Origin of the sequence: Rhodophyticola porphyridii, from assembly GCF_003688285.1 — a bacterium.
In the GTDB taxonomy this organism is placed as follows: Bacteria; Pseudomonadota; Alphaproteobacteria; order Rhodobacterales; family Rhodobacteraceae; genus Rhodophyticola; species Rhodophyticola porphyridii.
The window spans coordinates 66,608-83,430 of the sequence record NZ_RCNT01000010.1 but is presented as its reverse complement, the minus strand read 5'-3'; the positions used below and the strand labels follow the sequence as shown (position 1 = coordinate 83,430).

The following is a 16,823-nucleotide window of genomic DNA, read 5'->3' as shown; positions in this document are numbered from 1 at the left end:
GGTTCCACATAGTCACTGCCCCAGATGATGTATGAGTGCCAAATTTTGCTTTCAGTGTTTGATCTGTGCACACAACTCGTCGAGAGACAGGCAAACACCTCGCTTGCGATGCACCATCCGGTGGCAGTTCGCGCAAAGAACAATCAAATCCGTGGCGGGGTTGGTTTCCGACCTGCCAGCCTCTGCAAGCGGCACGACGTGATGAACTTCGATGAAGCCCTTTCCCCAAGAGCCATAGGCGCGCTCGAAATTGAATCCGCAGGCCATGCAGTCGAGCCCATGGATTGAAAGTGCGTCGTCCCTCAGTTTGGGATCACGTTCACGTCTAACAGAGATGTAAACCTTTTTACCGCCCTCGGTTCTTGCCTCGGGACTTCGCGCTTCCCGGTCTGCTGCAACGGGAATGCCGGCCTGAAGCCCAAGGACGAATTTCTCCAGTTCTTCGTCCGGGCGTCCCTGCCACTCTTCATGAATGCGCTGGAAGCTTGAGCCTAGGGAAGGTTGCTGACCTTCACGATCAACCCAGCCGATCCGTCCGTTGTCGAACAGGATATCGAAGGTGTCGCGAGCGTTCTTCATGCTGTTTCGGAATTGGCTGGGCGTGCGACCGTCACCCATAGCGTCAAGGAAACTGTCGTAGGCCGCCTTCCAGGTTGTGACACCAAGCGCAGCGGGCGGCGCAGCCGCGCTCTCGTTTTCGCGAACGCCACATCTAGCCAGCCAATAGCTGGCAATCATCATTGAGTAGGATCGCTCGACGAGCTGCTCGGGTCTCTTCATGCCCATGATTATGAACATTTTTTGTATTGAGTTCCAATGGCAGAAGGAGTCCTGTGAACTGGATGTCCACAATACAAGTGTTTGGCGCATCCTTCGGGGCGGGCTGTCGTGAACCGAGCCCGACGTTGTCGGTCTCGGCCATGCGGCTTCCATCCCTTGCGCATCTATCGCCAGCCGTGAACGGCTGATCTGTCTTCTTTGTTTGGGGCCTTGCAGGCCCGTCCTCCGTCAAGACCAAGCCCTCCGTTGTAACTTCGGGCGAAAGCCATGGCCCGTGGCTCGGCTACGCCTGCGCCCGCACCACATCCATGACTTTCGGTCTGGACGGCCGTCCCCCCGCTCATTGGCGCGGGCCTAGTCCGGTTGCATGCGCAACCGACTACCTAAGAAAGGGAAAAACCAATGAAACAAGACATTTATCAGAAAGTGACCGACAAGATTATTGCCGATCTGGAGCAAGGCGAACTGACTTGGCTCAAGCCATGGAGCAGCGGAAACCTTGAAGGCAAGATCACCAAGCCCTTGCGGCATAACGGCGTGCCGTACAACGGAATCAATATCCTGATGCTTTGGGGCGCGTCTGTTGAGGCAGGCTATCTCTCCCCGTTCTGGATGACCTTCAAACAAGCAAAGGAACTAGGCGCACACGTCAAGAAGGGCGAGCGCGGCAATCTGGTGGTCTACGCCAACACGATCACCAAGACCGAAGAGCAAGACGACGGATCGGAGGAAGAGCGCAAAATTCCCTTCATGAAGGGCTACAGCGTGTTCAATGTCGAGCAGATCGAAGGCTTGCCCGAGCACTACTATTCCAAGCCCGAGCCCGCGATTGATCCTGCCACGCGCATCGATCACGCCGAAGAGTTTTTCAGAAGCACGGACGCAGACATTCGCCACGGCGGAAACCGCGCATACTACAGCGGTGGCAGCGATCATGTGCAGATGCCACATTTCGAGACGTTCCACAGCCCCGAAAGCTATTATGCAACGCTAGCCCATGAGCTGACTCATTGGACGAAGCACAAGAGCCGTCTAGACCGCGAATTCGGGCGCAAGACATGGGGTGATGAAGGCTATGCGCGCGAAGAGCTGGTCGCCGAACTTGGCGCGGCATTTCTGTGTGCCGATCTGGAACTGACGCCTGAGCCAGGCTCCGACCATGCCGCCTACATCCAGAGTTGGTTGAAGGTCCTGAAGGAAGACAAGCGCGCTATCTTCTCAGCGGCCGCCCATGCGCAACGCGCGGCAGACTTTCTGCATGGCTTGCAGCCTATGATCGTGGAAGAGAGTAACGCCGCATAGGGATAAGAAAAATTCGCGGCTGGCCTTCGGACCAGCCGCGTTTTCGGCCTCAAAGACCTAGCGAGCGAACCGCCAGTTCGGCCTCAATATTGTGCAGCGATGCAAGCGCATTGCTGCGTTCAATCGATCCGCGTGCAGCCGAAGCGAATGCCCGCAATGCCTCAGTGTGAAGCGTAAGCAATTCAGGCGTGCTGCGTGATGCTGCGTCGAAGCGTGTGATGAGTCTCATCGTAACCTCCTATTGAGTGTCAGGAGGCCCCGAACCGTTCAGGGCCTTTCGGCCCGCGCACAAATCATCCATGGCTCATGAAGGCCCTGATGGTTCGGGGAGAAGGTTTACAGCTCAATCAGAAGGTGGCGAGGAGGACTCGTGAACGCGCATTCGGAGTAAAAAGCGTGCTTGTGGGAAAACGTCGCTGGCATCCTGGGCATGAATTCAATCGTGGCTGTTCTCGTCTGGCCTTAGGCGCTGCAACGCGAGAATTTGTTGCGGCATGCCTATGCAGTTCGCTATGGTTGGCCATATGAAAACGCGATTTAGTTTAATAAATTCAGGTCTATACCCAGAAACGCTACCGCCTTGCTTCGTGTCGAAGGATGCCAAGCGAGCCTTCCACGGCATTGTGGGACAGCTTGACGGAGAGAAGTATCACGAACGAAAAACCGAGTATGTGAGGTACAGTGGAACCAAACATGACGGGAGTCGGCGCTTCTTCGGTACGCCAAATATTGTTTCATACTTTCATACATCGAGCTTCATTTGGAAGAACTGGTCAAAATTCGAACACAACTTCGCGCTGTCCGAATACTCGATAGGCAAACCGAAGCTGATGGGTGAGGACGATGAGCGAGCCGTCAAGGTCCCCTCGCTCTCGGAACTTTCGAAGCATGCATCAAAGAACCTAAGTTATGCGCCGTTCATCCTTAAGGCGGATATCGCGCAATGTTTTCCAAGCATTTATACTCACTCGATTGCCTGGGCAGCGCATGGAATTGAACAGTCGAAAAGCGATGTGACGAAAGACTCATCTGCAAACACCTTCAATGCACTAGATTTCTTTGTTCGGAATGGCCAACGCGGCAACACCCGTGGTGTATTGGTTGGCCCTGACGCCTATCGCTTAATTGCTGAATTCATACTCTCAAAGATAGATCACGAATTAAGTCAGGCTGTGGGCGCACTGATTGTAGGCGCTGTGCGGCATGTGGATGATTACTATATCGGTTTACGCACCGAACACGAAGCTCAGTCCGTTCTATCTCACCTCAGAGAGGTTCTTGCCATATATGAGCTGAACCTCAATGATCAGAAGACAAGAATTTTCTCCAGCCTGGAGCCTATCAACGACCTTTGGGCGCAACGGCTCCGGGATCACATGCATTTCTGGTCTCCTACTGCTGGGCATGAGAAGTATGAAAGGGCGATATCCGAAGCGGTTTCTGCTGCCGTGGAAATCGGGTCAGACAGTCCTATAAAAATTCTATTACGTTCCTTCGACGAGGCACGCGTTTATGAGAATAGGCAATGGGATTTTGTCGAACAGAACATCCAGCGGATTGTTCTCAAACATCCCCACGCTATCGACTACGCCTGTCTTCTTCTTGCGAAACGCAAAGCTCGTGATCGTGAAATTGATGTTGAAGGATGGAAGTCAGTTGCAGAAATCATTGTCCAGCGAAGCTTGGCTCTAAACCACCATCACGAAACGCTTTGGATGGTTTGGATGATGATTGTGTGTGATATCGAAATCTCTATCCAGATGATTGAAGAGCTCGCGAAGTCCAGAAACGCACACGTTCGAGCTCTCCTTGTGCAAGCGCATGTGGACGGAAAATTGAGGCGAAAGCCAAAGCTTGGTCTCGGTGCGCCGCTATCTACTGTTGATGCGAACTGGCTTGTCAACCTCGTGGCGCGCTCGCAAGGCTTCTCAAAGGCAGCCTTTTCAGGGCTATATTCCGATCATTTCGATCATCTGGCGCAGCGTGGCATTCGCCTAATCGACTTCAACGACCACATCGAGCTCATGAAACGTCGAGATAAACGGGCGATTAGTAGAACACGCTACGGATATGACGATGATGAAGACGAAGACTTTGATGGCCCAGACATCGATATCGATGAGTTGTTTGCAGATATCCAGGGCGATGAAGAGCCTTAGAATACTAGAATGAATTAGCGCTCAAGCTCAGGCCCCTTATCGGACGGGCTGCGCTTGCTCTCGCGCAAGCGCCGCAAGCGCTCTTGGTTTTGTTCCTCCCGCTGCGGTGGACGGATGGACTTCGCTTGAAGCTGATCCAAGCGCTCCTTGTGCTGGTTAATCGGAGCCTGCCGTTGAGCTTCTGGCTGCGGTTGAGGCTGTGGTTTCGTCTGTCGCGTTGTAATGGGCGGTTTGGACCGCTCAAAGGACGGCTTCGCTTTCGGCTCTTGCCCGCGCTTCATCAGGCGATAGTTCGCGGCATCAAAATGAAGCTCTCGCAGGGCTTGCGCGTGCCGTTGCCGCATCGCTCTGATCTCAAGCTGAAGGGTTTGGCGCTCTTTGAGCTGCGCTTCGATCACGGCTTGTCGCTGGTCTTGGTCTCTCCGCATCGTCCACAGGGCTTCTATCTCATTTTGCTTTACGAGCTTGGAGTGCTGACCCGTGAGGCGGTCCCATAAGCCCGCCATGCCTTTGCGGAACCGTTCTGCACGATTGCGGGCCTCTTGCTCGGCCCGCGCCTTTTGACCGAGGTCTAATCGCGTGCGCTCAAGTGCATGGGCATACGCCATCTCTTCGCGGCGCTGTTCAAGTTGTTCTTTCTCGGCTTTGGCAACGCTTCGTGCCTCGTCCAGATGCGACTTGATGCGGGGTAGGATATCTTCGCCGATCCGTTTGCGTGTGTCCTCGACATTGCGGAGATCATCGGGATCACCGATCCGAGACTTCAGGTCCTTTGCCTTGATCCCGGTTGCACGCGCGATGGAGATCACTTCCCCCTCGAATGTTACAGCCACATGCCCGCGCCGATCCCCTTTGGCGAGATACAGACCACGTTCTTCGAGCGCATGGGCGAACGTCTGAGACGAATCAGAGACCGCCCAGGCTTCCTGAATCATCTCCTTCAGGTCTCCTGCATGGCGACCCATGCGCTTGGCTTGTTGCCATTCATCCAGAGAGAAATTGCGTGGATCATGATCTTTGGGATCAATCAGACCGCGTGGCATCTGCCAGCCGTTTTCAAGGTAGAGCTGACGGGAAACCTCCCGCAGCTTGTTTTTGTAGAACGACATCGGCTTGGCCGTCATCGTCTCGGCATCGATCCGACTCCACACCGCATGGCAATGCCGCCGCCCTTCCTTCTCATGGAAGATCACGACACGCGGCTGACCGCTAAGGCCATTTTTCTCCTCGATTGAAGCGAGGGCATTTTCAAACACCTCAACGCGGACATTCTCCGTCTCGGGCGGGTTTAGAGAGACAGAGAAGAGATACTGGCTGCACCTCGTGCCCTTGGCCGTGGCTTCAGCTTCCCGCAGCGCTCCGATCACATCTTCAGCGACAAATCCCCTAATCTCATGCAGTTCTACATGTTCGTTCTCTTCGGTCTTCAGCAGGTGAAGCCCGAGTTGTTTGGCACCGCCGCGCTGAGAGCCTTTAAGGATCATGACGGCTCACTATCCGTGCGGTGTCCCAAGGCTCGTAGAAGCTCCCGGCGCATCAGCGCCACATCGGCGCAGGCGCGGCGGATATCGCGCTCAGTATCGGGCATCATCGGCAAGGTGCCGATATTGGCCGATTTAGCGAGCTGGTTCAGGTTATTGGCAATGCGGGATTGTCCCAGCATGGCCAGGACTTGCGCGAGCTTCTTCTCATCCTTGATCGGACGGCGTTTACGGGAGCGCGCACGGCGAGCGCCTGCACCTTTACCGTTGAAGACCTTGCGCTTGATATACGAGCCAAGCGGCTCGCTTCCGGCCAGCTCTTCAAGGCGGGCGCGTTCTTCAAAGGTCAGGCGCAAGGAGAAGGGCGGCAGCTTCTTGCTGCGCTGCGAAGAGCCTAAGTGTCTGTTATCTTTATCCGAAGTGCTCATCATCGCACCCCAGATCACTCAGATCATGTTGTGCGAGATGGTTTTCCCAGAGCAGCAGCGTCTCAAAGAGAGAGTTCAAACTTTCTCTCTCCAGCTGCACCAATCGGTTCCGACGCAGGCGCCCTCTGCCGGGTCGTCTTGCGCCGAAAAACCCTTGCATCGCCTTGTTAGCTTGCCGCATGGTCCGCCCGCCTACTTTGTCCCCCCGTTTGATGTAGTGACATCCCGCCTTCGGGATTGGCGTGGTGAGGATGTCGGCAGGCAAAGCCTAGGGGGGACGAGTTCTGGGGCCTGAGCATTGGACATAATCAGTTTCTTAACGAAGACAGCCCATTTACAGCGACAGTTCGGATTTTCCGGATCGGCGGGAGGATGATGCTGAAAGTCAGGAATACGACCGAGAAATGGGTCTTCGTGGCCGTTGTCTCGACAATCTCGATTATCGCGTCGGTGGTCCTGACAGCGGTAACTGCGCCGACCGGTCTGAGAGAGGGCGCGCTTCTTCCTGCGTTGGTGGTGCCCCTCTGCGTCGCGTTGCCCACGTCGCTGTGGACAGCCGGGATGCTGCTGAACATCCATCGCCTGAACCGGCGGCTTGAATATCTGGTATCCCATGACCAGATGACCAATCTTCTGAACCGAAGTCATTTTTTCCGCCGGTTCGATGTGTCGGGCGCCGGAACCATCGGGGCGATCATGATCGCCGATATCGACCGGTTCAAATCCATCAATGATACCTATGGGCATCGCGCGGGCGATGCGGTGATCAACAGGATCGCCGCCATTCTGCAACGCGGCGTCGAACCCGACGGGTTTTTCGCCCGTTTCGGAGGAGAAGAGTTCGTGGGCTACCTGCCGGGCAAGGAGATCGAACACGCGCAGTTTCGTGCCGAAGCGATCCGCGCAGCCGTCGAGAGCCAATCGATCCGTGTTTCGGGGCAGGATCTGAGCTGTACGGTGTCAATCGGGGTGCAGCTTTATGACGGCACCTGCCCGTTGGATCAGGTTCTGCACGCCGCCGACGAGGCGCTGTACGAGGCGAAAACCGCCGGCCGGAACCGGGTTGTGCGCGCACGCCCCCGTTTCTAGGGCCGTCGCGGCCATGGCATTCAGGCTGCAAAGGCCCTGCGGAACCGGGTTGAAGCAGGGTCTGGATGGCGATCGGCGAAGGCACGCCGGCGTGCGCTCTTGCCAATCCGCGCCGCCTTGCCCCTCCCGGCTCCGCGGGTCACAGTCCGGTCATCGGTCAACCGGAGTGAAACATGATGCACATGACGCGGCGAGGGGTGGTTCTGGGCGGAGCGGCGGGGGTTCTCTCCGGATGTCTGCCCGATATCCGCCGCACGGGGATGCGGGAGCCCGGTGCCGGTCCCACGATGCGGCCCTCCGCCAACGCGGCCTATGATGCCTGGGTCGCCGCATTTCGCCCGCGGGCGGAGGCGCGGGGGATCACGCGGGCCACGCTCGATGCGGCGTTTCGGGGTGCGGGCTTTCTTCCCGGCGTGGTGGAGCGGGACCGTAACCAGACGGAGTTCACCCGGAGCTTGCAGGATTATCTCGCCATCGTGGCATCCCCCGAAAAGGTCGCCGAAGGCCGCGCCCGCCTGCGCGCGCGTCAGGCGCTTCTGGCCGAGATCGAGGGCCGGTATGGTGTGCCGTCCCACGTGGTGGCGGCGATCTGGGGGGTGGAAAGCAACTATGGCCAGCGCCGGGGGGACATTCCGGTGATTTCCGCGGTCTCGACCCTGGCCTATGACGGACGGCGCGGCGCGTTTTTCGAAAGCCAGCTGATCGCGGCGTTGCGGATCCTGCAAAACGGCGATGTCGCACCCGGCGCGATGACGGGAAGCTGGGCGGGCGCGATGGGTCATACCCAGTTCATCCCCACCACGTTCGAGGCCTATGCCGTCGATTTCCGCGGCGACGGGCGGCGCGATATCTGGGCCGACGATCCGACCGATGGGCTGGCCTCTGCCGCGGCTTACCTGTCCGGCTCCGGCTGGCAGCGGGGGCGGCCCTGGGGGCTGGAGGTGCGCCTGCCGGACGGGTTCGATGCGGGGCTGGCCGGGCGCGGGAATGCGCGCGGCGTGCCGGAGTGGTCGGCCCTCGGGCTGCGCGATGCCGCTGGCGGCGGCCTGCCGGATCACGGCGCGGCGTCGATCCTTATCCCGGCCGGGCCAGGCGGCCCCGCGTTCATGGTCTTCCGCAATTTCAACGTGATCCTGCGCTATAACAATTCGCAGAATTATGCCCTGGGCGTGGGGTATCTGTCTGACCGGCTGGCCGGTAGCGCCGGTCTGCGCGCGTCTTTCCCGCCTGACCGGTTCGGCTTGACGATCGCCGACCGCCAGGATCTGCAACGCCGCCTGACGGCGCTGGGCTTCGACACCGGCGGGGCCGACGGGGTGATCGGGCCGCGCAGCGAGGCGGCAATCCGCGCCTATCAGCAAAGTGCGGGCCTGCCGGCCACGGGGGAGCCGTCGCGCGCGCTGCTGATGCGGCTCCGATAGGGTCGTCGGGCCTGTCCTACACCACTTCCGACAACGCGCCGGGGTTCAGAAGCTCGATCCGCTGACGGGAGGATTTCAGCAATCCGCGGCGGCCAAGCTTCGTCATCGTCCGGCTCACCATCTCGCGATTGGCGCCGATGCTGGCGGCAATCTCCGCATGTGTAGGCGCGTCATCCAGAATGCCGCCGATTTCCAGCCGCCCCCGTTCCATCGCCAGCCCGATCAGAAAGGAGGCAACCCGCTGTTCGACGGAAAAGGTGGTGAGTTCCAGATTGCGGGCGGTGAGCGCCCGGATCCGCGCCACCAGATCGCGCGCGACCCGGGTCCGCAGAACCGGAACCTTGTCGAACAGGTCCAGAAACGCGGCCTGCGGCAGGATCAGGACCTTGGCGGGGCTGCGCGCAACAACGGCGAGCGACCGGTGGCCGCCATCAAGCGCCGAAAGTTCTCCCAGATAGGAGCCCGTGGCGAAGCGCGAGAAAATCACCTCGCGCCCCTCCTTGGTCCAGTAGACTGCAAGAAGCGCACCGGAGATCAGGAAATAGACATCGCGCGAACTGTCCTCGTGATTGAACAGAAGCTCCCAGGCATCGAGGTTTTTTTCCTTGAAATTCAGGGGGATGCCTGCAAGGTCACGCTCCTTGAGGCCGGCCAGAAGCGGCAGGCCGTAGGTCAGCAGATTGCGTCCGCTCATGGAGCCAGCAGCAATCTGGCCCGCTGCATTTCCGGCACGTCTGCGCCGGGCGGGAAGGCGCGCAGGATATCGGGCAGATCGACCTCGTTGGGGTCCGTCACATAGGCAAGATCAAGAAGCGCGCGCAGCGTCCAGAGCGTGGCCCCCTGCCGCTTGCTTGTCTCGATCGCGAGTTTCAGCGCCGTTTCCGCTTCCCCGGGGTGGTTGTCCCGGCGGCAGATCTGGGCGTGAATTCGCAGGATTTCGGCATACCAGCAGTGCAGGCCGCTTTCGCGTGCTTCTTTCACCGCGATGGAGGAGACCTGATAGGCTTCGGTCAGCCGGTCCGCTTCGGCCAGGCGTTCTGCGTAGCACGCCGCGAAATACGGTGTTCCCACATTGGCGCCGATCGCCCGCTGCAACTCCAGATTGGCCTTGAACCGCGCAAGCCCCGCCTTGGTCAGGCTTTGCGCGGGATCCATGATGAAGTTCCAGGTCTGGCCGGTGATCTGCCAGAAGACCGCGCCCTGCTCATCGGCCAGCGCCATGCCATGGCGCAGCCGGTCCAGCGCGGCCCGCTGATGCCCGGCATAAAACAGCGGGACCGCACCCCAGATCTTGGCATAGGGCAGCATGACCGGAATGTTCAGCGCGGCCTGATGCGCATCGGTCTCGGCCACGAGATCGGGCACCTTGTCGACCTCGCCGGTGAGGGCGCGCGCCGGGGCTTCGAACATCTGGGCCGCGGCGAAGATGTCCATCCCGTAGCGGGTGATCATCGCGGCATGGTCCTCGATCCGGTAGAGTTTGCGGATCTCGGCGATCTGGGTGAACTGGGTCCGGAAATCGCCCTGGTAGAAGCAGCCGCAGTTGCGCGTGGCAAGGGCGGCCAGCGCAACCTCAACCCCGTCGCGATCCATCGGCAACCTGTCGGCAAGGTCGCCAAGCAGGTCGCAGAGACCATCGGCCCTGCGCTTGTCGCCGGCGGTGATCGCATGGGAAAAGCTGCCGAAGAGCGCGGCCGCGCTTTCCGTACTGTTGGAGGGGCTGGAACGGGCCAGTTCATGGACAGCATCGAAGGCCTGACGGACCGGTTCGGCGGTGAACCCCTGCACCTGCATGAGGATAGAGCCAAGGGTCGTGTGGCAGGCGATCGCCAGATCGACGGAGGCATCCGCCGTGCCCTCGGCCTTGTCGCAAAGCGCGATGGCGGCGCGGGCATGGGCCTCGGCATCGGCGAAGGCGCCTTGCAGTAGGGCGGCCTTGCTGGCCTCGAGATAACTCCGGATGGCGGCCCCGATCTGGTGCGCCTTCATCTGGTGGCGGGCCAGAACGGCGATGTCGCGGGCAAGACGGCCGGGAAACCGCTTCTGCAGAACCTCGACGATCCGGGCATGCAGCGTCTGCCGGGTGCTGCGCAGAACGGAATGATAGGCCGCCTGAGCCAGAAGCGCGTGAGCAAAGGCGAATTCACTGGCCGACCGCCGCACAAGCACACCGGCCTCGACCCCCTGTTCTAGCGCGACCGACGGATCTTCCCCATCGGGCATCAGCGCGGTGAGCATATCAAGGCCGAAGGTACGCCCGATGGCCGACGCCCGTTGCAGCACGGGTTTGGCCGCCCCGGTATCGTCGATCCGCGCGGCAAGCAGATCCATCAGGGTTTCGGGTACCGTTTCGCTGGTGCCGAAATCCGGCCCGGCGCGTTTGTAAAGCTGTTCCAGAAACAGCGGCACGCCGCCTGCGCGGTCCACCAGCCGCGCCTTTGCCGCGCCGTCGATCCGGCCGCCGCTCAGCATCGCCAGCATTTGATGCGCGTCGCTTTCCGACAGCGGATCAAGCGGCAGGATCTCGGTTGAGCCCTCGGCCAGATGCTGCCCCAGTTTCGGATCCTCGCGGCTGGTCAGGATGATCTGCATCCCGGATAGGGCCAGATCGGGGCTGTGCAATATGTGCTGGATCACGCCGAAACTCGCGATGTCGAACCAATGCAGATCCTCGAACACCAGCAGGCCGCCTGACTGGGTGCTGCGAATGGCGCGCCACAAGGCCGCCTCAATCCTCGCCTTCAGGGCAAGGCTCGACAGTTTGCCGAGCAGGACCTGACCTTCCGGCAGGCCCATGATCAGCGCAAGACCGAGATGATCCTGTTCGGCAAGCTCGCCAAATCCGCGCTGGATATCCGCAAGGCCCGGGGTCAGGTCACCCAGATGCCGGGATATCCAGTCCTTGAACGGATGAAAGCTTGAGCCGCCATTGATGCCCTCGGCATGAAGGATGGTGGCGGCGGCGGCGCGTTCGGCCATATGCCCGACCAGGGCGGTCTTGCCGATCCCGGCCTGACCGATGATCAGAACCGGCTTTTCCGCGTCCTTCAGGGCCGCGCGCTCCCGGTCGCGGCCAACCAGTTCGCATTGCGAAACGGTGCCGTTTCGGAGGGTGTCCCTCGGGCGATACAGGGTCTGCGGCTCAGCGAAGCCTTTCAGGGTCTGGTCCGGGCGGGAGACGAGTTCAAATCGCCCGCGCAGCAGCCGCTTGGTGCTTTCCGAAATCATGACGGTGTTCGGAGCGGCCTTTTCCTGCACCCGCTGGGCCAAGGTCGTCACCATGCCGGTAATCCGCGGCCATGCCTCGCGCTTTGCGCCGGCGCGCACCGCAACCTCGCCGGTGGCCACGCCCGCCCTCAGCGCCAGATCGAAGGCGCCGGTTGCCGCCTCGCGAATTGTCTCGACAACCCGCATGGCGGCATCCACGGCGCGAAGGGCGGCCAGTTCGTCCGCTCGGGAAAGGCCGAACACGGCCACGATCCCGTCGCCCAGATATTCGGTCACTTCGCCGCCATTGGCTTCGACGATCCCGCGGGACATCCGATAATAGTCTTCAAGCCAGTTCTGCAGATCCTCCGCATCCGCGGTGCTGGCGACTTCGCTGAAGCCGACCAGATCGAAAAAAACAGCCGTGACCTGTTTGCGCTCGCCCTCGGGACGGGCCACTTCAAGTGACATATGCCTCCCCCGATCCGTTAACCTTTACCTTACGGCAACCTGGTTCTGCCAGCTTCTAGCCGGGCGATCCGAGCACTGTCCAATGGATTCGACAACGTCCAGCTTGTCCAGATCCGAAAAGCACCCGGAAGTTTAGTCGAATTATCGGTTCCACCCCTGTCCATCCTCAGCGGCCGCGCGGTCATCCGCCCTGCCGGGATATTGGCCAGATTTGCATCGCTCACCGTGATTTCCGCAGAAACTCCGGCCACATAGGCCGATGTCAGGTTGAAGTCGAAGGAGGAGAACTGCCAGCGGCTGAACTTTCCCTCCGACACTACAATTTGCTCCGATATGGATTGCACCAAGCCGACCTCCGGTGAGGTTGCGAGCGGACGGGCGAAATCCTTCTGCTGGTAGCGCCCCGACCAGATTGGAGACCCATCGGGAGAGGCTACCGAATAGGTGCTGTTGCCCATGTTCAATTGGCCCATCCGCTTGTTGTATCCATACCACCAGACCCCGGCGAGCCGCGCCCAGTTGTTCGTCAGATAGAGGTTGGGCAGATAACTGAAGACGCCCTCGTGCCCATCTACCTGAACGTAATTTATGGCGATAATCGCCTCGTAGTAATCAGTATAGCCAAGGAATCTGGGCAGGATTGAGGCACGTACCCCGACTTGCTGGTTGGCCAGGATCGCCACCGGATGGGTGCCTTCGGGCGTAAGTGCCTGGGGGTGAAGCGTCATGCCCTTGGGCAGGACCGCCTGCAGCGCCTTGGCGTCGACCGCATGAAAGCTGAACCAGCCGTCGATCTGGCCGGTTCCGAACATCGGTGTCAGCGGCCAGGGCGCGGTCTGTGCATAGGGGCTGGCCAGTTTGGTGGCATCCGTCGGCCCGGCATCCGGCGCAAGATCGCCTTCTCCCACGACCTCGATCTCGGCGCCTGTCAGCCCTCGCGCGGCCACCAGCCCTGAGATCGTCGCGGCTTCCACGCAGCCGGCATTGATGCCGCAGCGCGTCCAGTCGCCGGCGAGATAGAGATTCTCGAACCCCGAGCCATCGGGCGGCAGACGGTATTGGACCGAGTTGGGCACCGACAAAACATAACGTTCGGAGCCATAAAAGTTTTCGCGAAAATACTGGCCCTCGAACTTCGCCTCCGGCGTGTGGGCACTCTTCGCGAACAGGATCGCGGCATCGAATTTTCCGGCCTTTCGCGCCTTGGGCCACATCCGTGTCAGATCCGAATCGGCCCACGCCCTGACGCGGTCTGGAAAGGGCCCCGGATCGACGCCGGCATCATGGGCCGGGCTGCAGAAATAGGCGATGGAAGTCGGGCCGTTTTCAGGCCAGTCCTCCCGCGGCAGAAGATCGGACATGTCGGCCCATGTATCCAGCGGCTCCGCAAAGCTTGTGATGACGGTTTGCAGATCGTGCTGATCGCCAGAGTTGTACTTGGCCACCAGCGCGTTCCAGCCAAGCTCTTCGGGCGTGCGGGTCGACCAGAACTGCGCCGCATGGGTGGCGACCGTCGGCACGTGATCCAGCATGCCCTTCCACCGGGTCGAGGCCTCCGCCAGTTCTCGCGTCAGATAGTGCAAAGATCCGAGCGAGGCGCCCATGATCACCAGATCGAAATCGCGCCCGCGTTCCAGCCGGTAGCCGCGGCCCGAGGGCACGTCCTTTTCGCTTTCGAAATCGATACCCGAGGCTTTCAGCCTCGCGCCATCCTTCAACTGGTCCCAAAGCGGCTCGGAGGGCCAGCAGGGCAGGTCCCTGACGTCGACGAGCGGATCGTATGTGCCAGAGACCAGCTGCGCCTGCTCGACCATGTCGATGGCGGCGATGCTGTTTCGGTCTTCGGACAGGGCAAGATTGGTGGCGGCGTTGAAGAACATGAACTGAACGCCGCGCGATTTCAGCACCTGATAATAAGGCGCGAAAATGGTGTCGCCCATGCCCGCCTGCATCTTGAAGAACAGCGAACCCTTATACGTGAACGCAAGGCGGAGCAGCCCGCGGATTGCCGTACCCGCGCCGACGCTGCGATCATCGGTCAACCCGCCCGGGTAGCCGAAGACATAATCGTAACAGCCGCGAAACACCGCGGAGTACACCGCGTCATGGCTGGCCCCGTAATGCAGCAGCCACGCGCTGATCTCCCAATCGTCGATCGCATCGAACCCGGCCCGGAAGATACCGTTGTCGATCGTTCCGCGGAAAAACGCGAGCGACAGGCTGATCAGATACCCCATACGCCGGGCCTCGTCGCTCTGCCCCTCGGCGGCCAGCATGTCGTGGTGCCAATCCTGCGCGTGCCGGGCAAGCGCCGCCAGATGCAGCGACTGCCCGGTCGTGTGGTCGAAGGCATTGTCGTCAAGCGACCGGGCATAGGCGTGCAGATGGTGGACCGGCGACCGGGCCGACATCGACAGGCCCCGGCGGCGGAACTCGGCCTGAAACCGGGCCGGCAGCTCGCTTTGCGTATCCCCCAACATGCCGCCCAGCCAGCCTTCGACCGCCTCCAGCAGCATCCTGAAGTAGGAAAACGGGGTGGGCAGCAGGCCGCCCGTGCCCGGTTTCTCCTTGTTGGGGTAGAAGTCGATCCGCCACGGGTGAAGTGCCTTGGTGCCGTCCGGCTGCGGCACCTCATCGGCCAGCAGGAAATGGTTGAGTCCCTTGAAAGCCTTTTCCAGAGTGCCAAGCGGCGCCTCGGGGCTGCGCAGGCCGGTCCTGTTCAGGGTTTCGTAGCAATCGCGCATCAGCCGGAAGCCGTTTTCGTAGAAACCGGCCCAGATATGAAGGCCATGTTCCTCGATACGCTGGTACTCCTCCGCATTCCGACCGCTTGCACCCTTGCCGCCGAGGCGCCAGCCAAGCTGATAGAAGGTGATCTCGTACCGGTTCTGCCAATCGGGTAGTTGGGTGATCGCATAGGCCGCGGTGACGGCGCCGACGCCGCCCCCGATGATCGCGATTTTCTGGGGTTCGGTTTGCATGATATCTCCTTGCGAAACGTTTTCGTGAAAATCCTGCGGGCCGGTCCGCTCAGGGCGGGAAAACGACGACCCCGCCGATGACATGGGCGGTCTGGTCGACCGGGGGCACGGTGGTGAAATCCATCGGTGAGGCGGGGCCAAGCGTGATGCTCACCACGTCATCACTACCGTCTTCCACGTCCAGCACGTTGAACCCGGCGGTTTCCCCGCCGAAGCTGACGATTTCACCCAGATCAAGCTGCGCGGGTTGATTGGCCGAGATTTCCGCAGTCAGTTTCGCGGCCCCCGTGTGCGTTCCGTGAAACCGCATGGTCACGGTCGGCGGCTGGCTGATAACGAAGGTGCGAACGCGGGCGAAGCTCTTGTCTTTTCCGAACAGCTCGCCGACGGAAAACCGCGTCCCCTCAAGCTGAAGCCCGGTCACGTCCTTTCCGGTCTTGTTCACGATGTCGGTCAGGATCTGGCGGCTGTACCACCCGGTCTTGAGATCGGCCGAGATCTCGACAGGGTCGGTGCGCAGCACGGTGATACCGGTATAGACAATCGACATCTCGATCTTCTGGGCGGCGCTCCAGAGATCGTCGACCGTGGTGCCTTTCGCGGCGCCGTCATGGCTCAGTGTCAGACGAAGATCGGATTGCGGGATCGTGCCCAGATCCTGATCGTTGAGCCGGAGGCTGACCGTATCGACGCCGTCGCGCTGCAACTCGAAGGTGACCGTCAGCGTGCGGCTGGCATCGGTCAGGCTGGCCACGATGGTATTGTTGTCGGGCAGGCCGGAATAGGCCACGGACCAGGCGTCCGGGCCGGTCTTCATCCCGCCGTTCAGCGCCGAGGGGCCGATGCTGTTTTCCGTGGCGGCGGCTACCAGATGCAGGGCGTCCTGCTGTTGCCGCGCGCTCTTTTCCAGTTGCTGACCCATCGACAGCCATTGGGTATATGCGGCGCCGAAGGCCGCCAGGTTGAACGGGATCGGCGGCGGGGAACCGGGGTAGGTCTTCTGCACATAGGCGACGATATAGCCCGCCTTGGTCGCGGGGACGGCTCCGCTTGCCTTGATCATCCGCTGGGATATCCGGCCGAAGGCGGATTCGAATTCGGCGATCACCTGTTTTTCCTGCTTGGAAAAAGCTTTCGACGCTTTGGCGGCGGCTGCCGCGTCGGCGGTCGAGACATGATACCCGACCGCGCCCAGAACGGAGGCGAACTTGGCGCTGAAACTGGAGCTGGTCAGGCTGGCCGTGCCGTTGCCATGCGCCACGCAAAGCCGGTCGATCAGGTGGAACGTGTGGGGGTTGTAGTAGATCTCGGTGGCGCCGTACTGGACATTGTAGTGAAATCCGGGCGGATAGCGGATAACGGCAAAGCCGGGCTCGATCGTGCCACCAAGATAGGCCTTGATCTCGCGGCTGATCGCCTTGGCCGCCTTCTCGCTCGTGGTCTCCGCCATGTCCCCGAATCCTTCATGCCGTCGTCCGGGGCAACGGCACTGGTTGCCCCGGAC

At 60.5% G+C, this 16,823-nt stretch carries 12 protein-coding genes; 4 read left to right on the top strand and 8 right to left on the bottom strand.

Annotated elements, in window-relative coordinates:
- Positions 1-51: 51 nt before the first annotated feature.
- Positions 52-780: an HNH endonuclease gene (locus D9R08_RS17140; RefSeq protein WP_199709415.1), complete on the bottom strand. Its 729-nt coding sequence runs from the start codon at positions 778-780 to the stop codon at positions 52-54.
- Between the two features lie 402 nt (positions 781-1,182).
- On the opposite strand from D9R08_RS17140, the gene D9R08_RS17135 reads away from it, so the two are divergent.
- Positions 1,183-2,082: an ArdC family protein gene (locus D9R08_RS17135; RefSeq protein ID WP_121899297.1), complete on the top strand. Its 900-nt coding sequence runs from the start codon at positions 1,183-1,185 to the stop codon at positions 2,080-2,082.
- A 49-nt stretch (positions 2,083-2,131) separates the two neighbouring features.
- Here D9R08_RS17135 and D9R08_RS17130 read toward each other — a convergent pair whose 3' ends face one another.
- Positions 2,132-2,311 carry a hypothetical protein gene (locus D9R08_RS17130; RefSeq protein ID WP_121899296.1) on the bottom strand — a complete coding sequence of 60 codons (180 nt, stop codon included), beginning with the start codon at positions 2,309-2,311 and terminating at the stop codon, positions 2,132-2,134.
- 358 nt (positions 2,312-2,669) lie between these two features.
- Between D9R08_RS17130 and D9R08_RS17125 the strand changes: the two genes are divergently transcribed.
- On the top strand, positions 2,670-4,241 hold the full coding sequence (locus D9R08_RS17125) for an RNA-directed DNA polymerase (protein ID WP_158599033.1): 1,572 nt from the start codon (positions 2,670-2,672) through the stop codon (positions 4,239-4,241).
- A gap of 14 nt (positions 4,242-4,255) precedes the next feature.
- Here the strand turns inward: D9R08_RS17125 and D9R08_RS17120 are convergent, their stop codons facing one another.
- Together D9R08_RS17120 and mobC are read right to left on the bottom strand one after the other, a co-directional pair.
- On the bottom strand, positions 4,256-5,725 hold the full coding sequence (locus D9R08_RS17120) for a relaxase/mobilization nuclease domain-containing protein (RefSeq protein WP_121899294.1): 1,470 nt from the start codon (positions 5,723-5,725) through the stop codon (positions 4,256-4,258).
- Positions 5,722-6,150, bottom strand: coding sequence for a plasmid mobilization relaxosome protein MobC (gene mobC / locus D9R08_RS17115; protein ID WP_121899413.1), 429 nt, complete (start codon positions 6,148-6,150; stop codon positions 5,722-5,724). The genes D9R08_RS17120 and mobC overlap by 4 nt, the downstream gene beginning before the upstream one ends.
- Before the next feature lie 375 nt (positions 6,151-6,525).
- On the opposite strand from mobC, the gene D9R08_RS17110 reads away from it, so the two are divergent.
- Positions 6,526-7,239: a GGDEF domain-containing protein gene (locus D9R08_RS17110; protein ID WP_158599032.1), complete on the top strand. Its 714-nt coding sequence runs from the start codon at positions 6,526-6,528 to the stop codon at positions 7,237-7,239.
- 176 nt (positions 7,240-7,415) lie between these two features.
- Positions 7,416-8,660: a lytic murein transglycosylase gene (locus D9R08_RS17105; protein ID WP_121899412.1), complete on the top strand. Its 1,245-nt coding sequence runs from the start codon at positions 7,416-7,418 to the stop codon at positions 8,658-8,660.
- A 16-nt stretch (positions 8,661-8,676) separates the two neighbouring features.
- On the opposite strand, the gene D9R08_RS17100 is transcribed toward D9R08_RS17105, so the two are convergent.
- From D9R08_RS17100 to D9R08_RS17085, 4 genes are read right to left on the bottom strand one after another with little or no spacing between them, the layout of a single operon-like run.
- Positions 8,677-9,354: a Crp/Fnr family transcriptional regulator gene (locus tag D9R08_RS17100; RefSeq protein WP_121899292.1), complete on the bottom strand. Its 678-nt coding sequence runs from the start codon at positions 9,352-9,354 to the stop codon at positions 8,677-8,679.
- On the bottom strand, positions 9,351-12,338 hold the full coding sequence (locus D9R08_RS17095) for an ATP-binding protein (RefSeq protein ID WP_121899291.1): 2,988 nt from the start codon (positions 12,336-12,338) through the stop codon (positions 9,351-9,353). Before D9R08_RS17095 ends, D9R08_RS17100 begins: the two co-directional genes overlap by 4 nt.
- A gap of 29 nt (positions 12,339-12,367) precedes the next feature.
- On the bottom strand, positions 12,368-15,319 hold the full coding sequence (locus D9R08_RS17090; RefSeq protein ID WP_158599031.1) for an NAD(P)-binding protein: 2,952 nt from the start codon (positions 15,317-15,319) through the stop codon (positions 12,368-12,370).
- A 49-nt stretch (positions 15,320-15,368) separates the two neighbouring features.
- A complete protein-coding gene (locus D9R08_RS17085) occupies positions 15,369-16,769 on the bottom strand; it encodes a PDDEXK family nuclease (RefSeq protein ID WP_121899289.1) in 1,401 nt (466 codons plus the stop codon).
- Positions 16,770-16,823 lie beyond the last annotated feature (54 nt).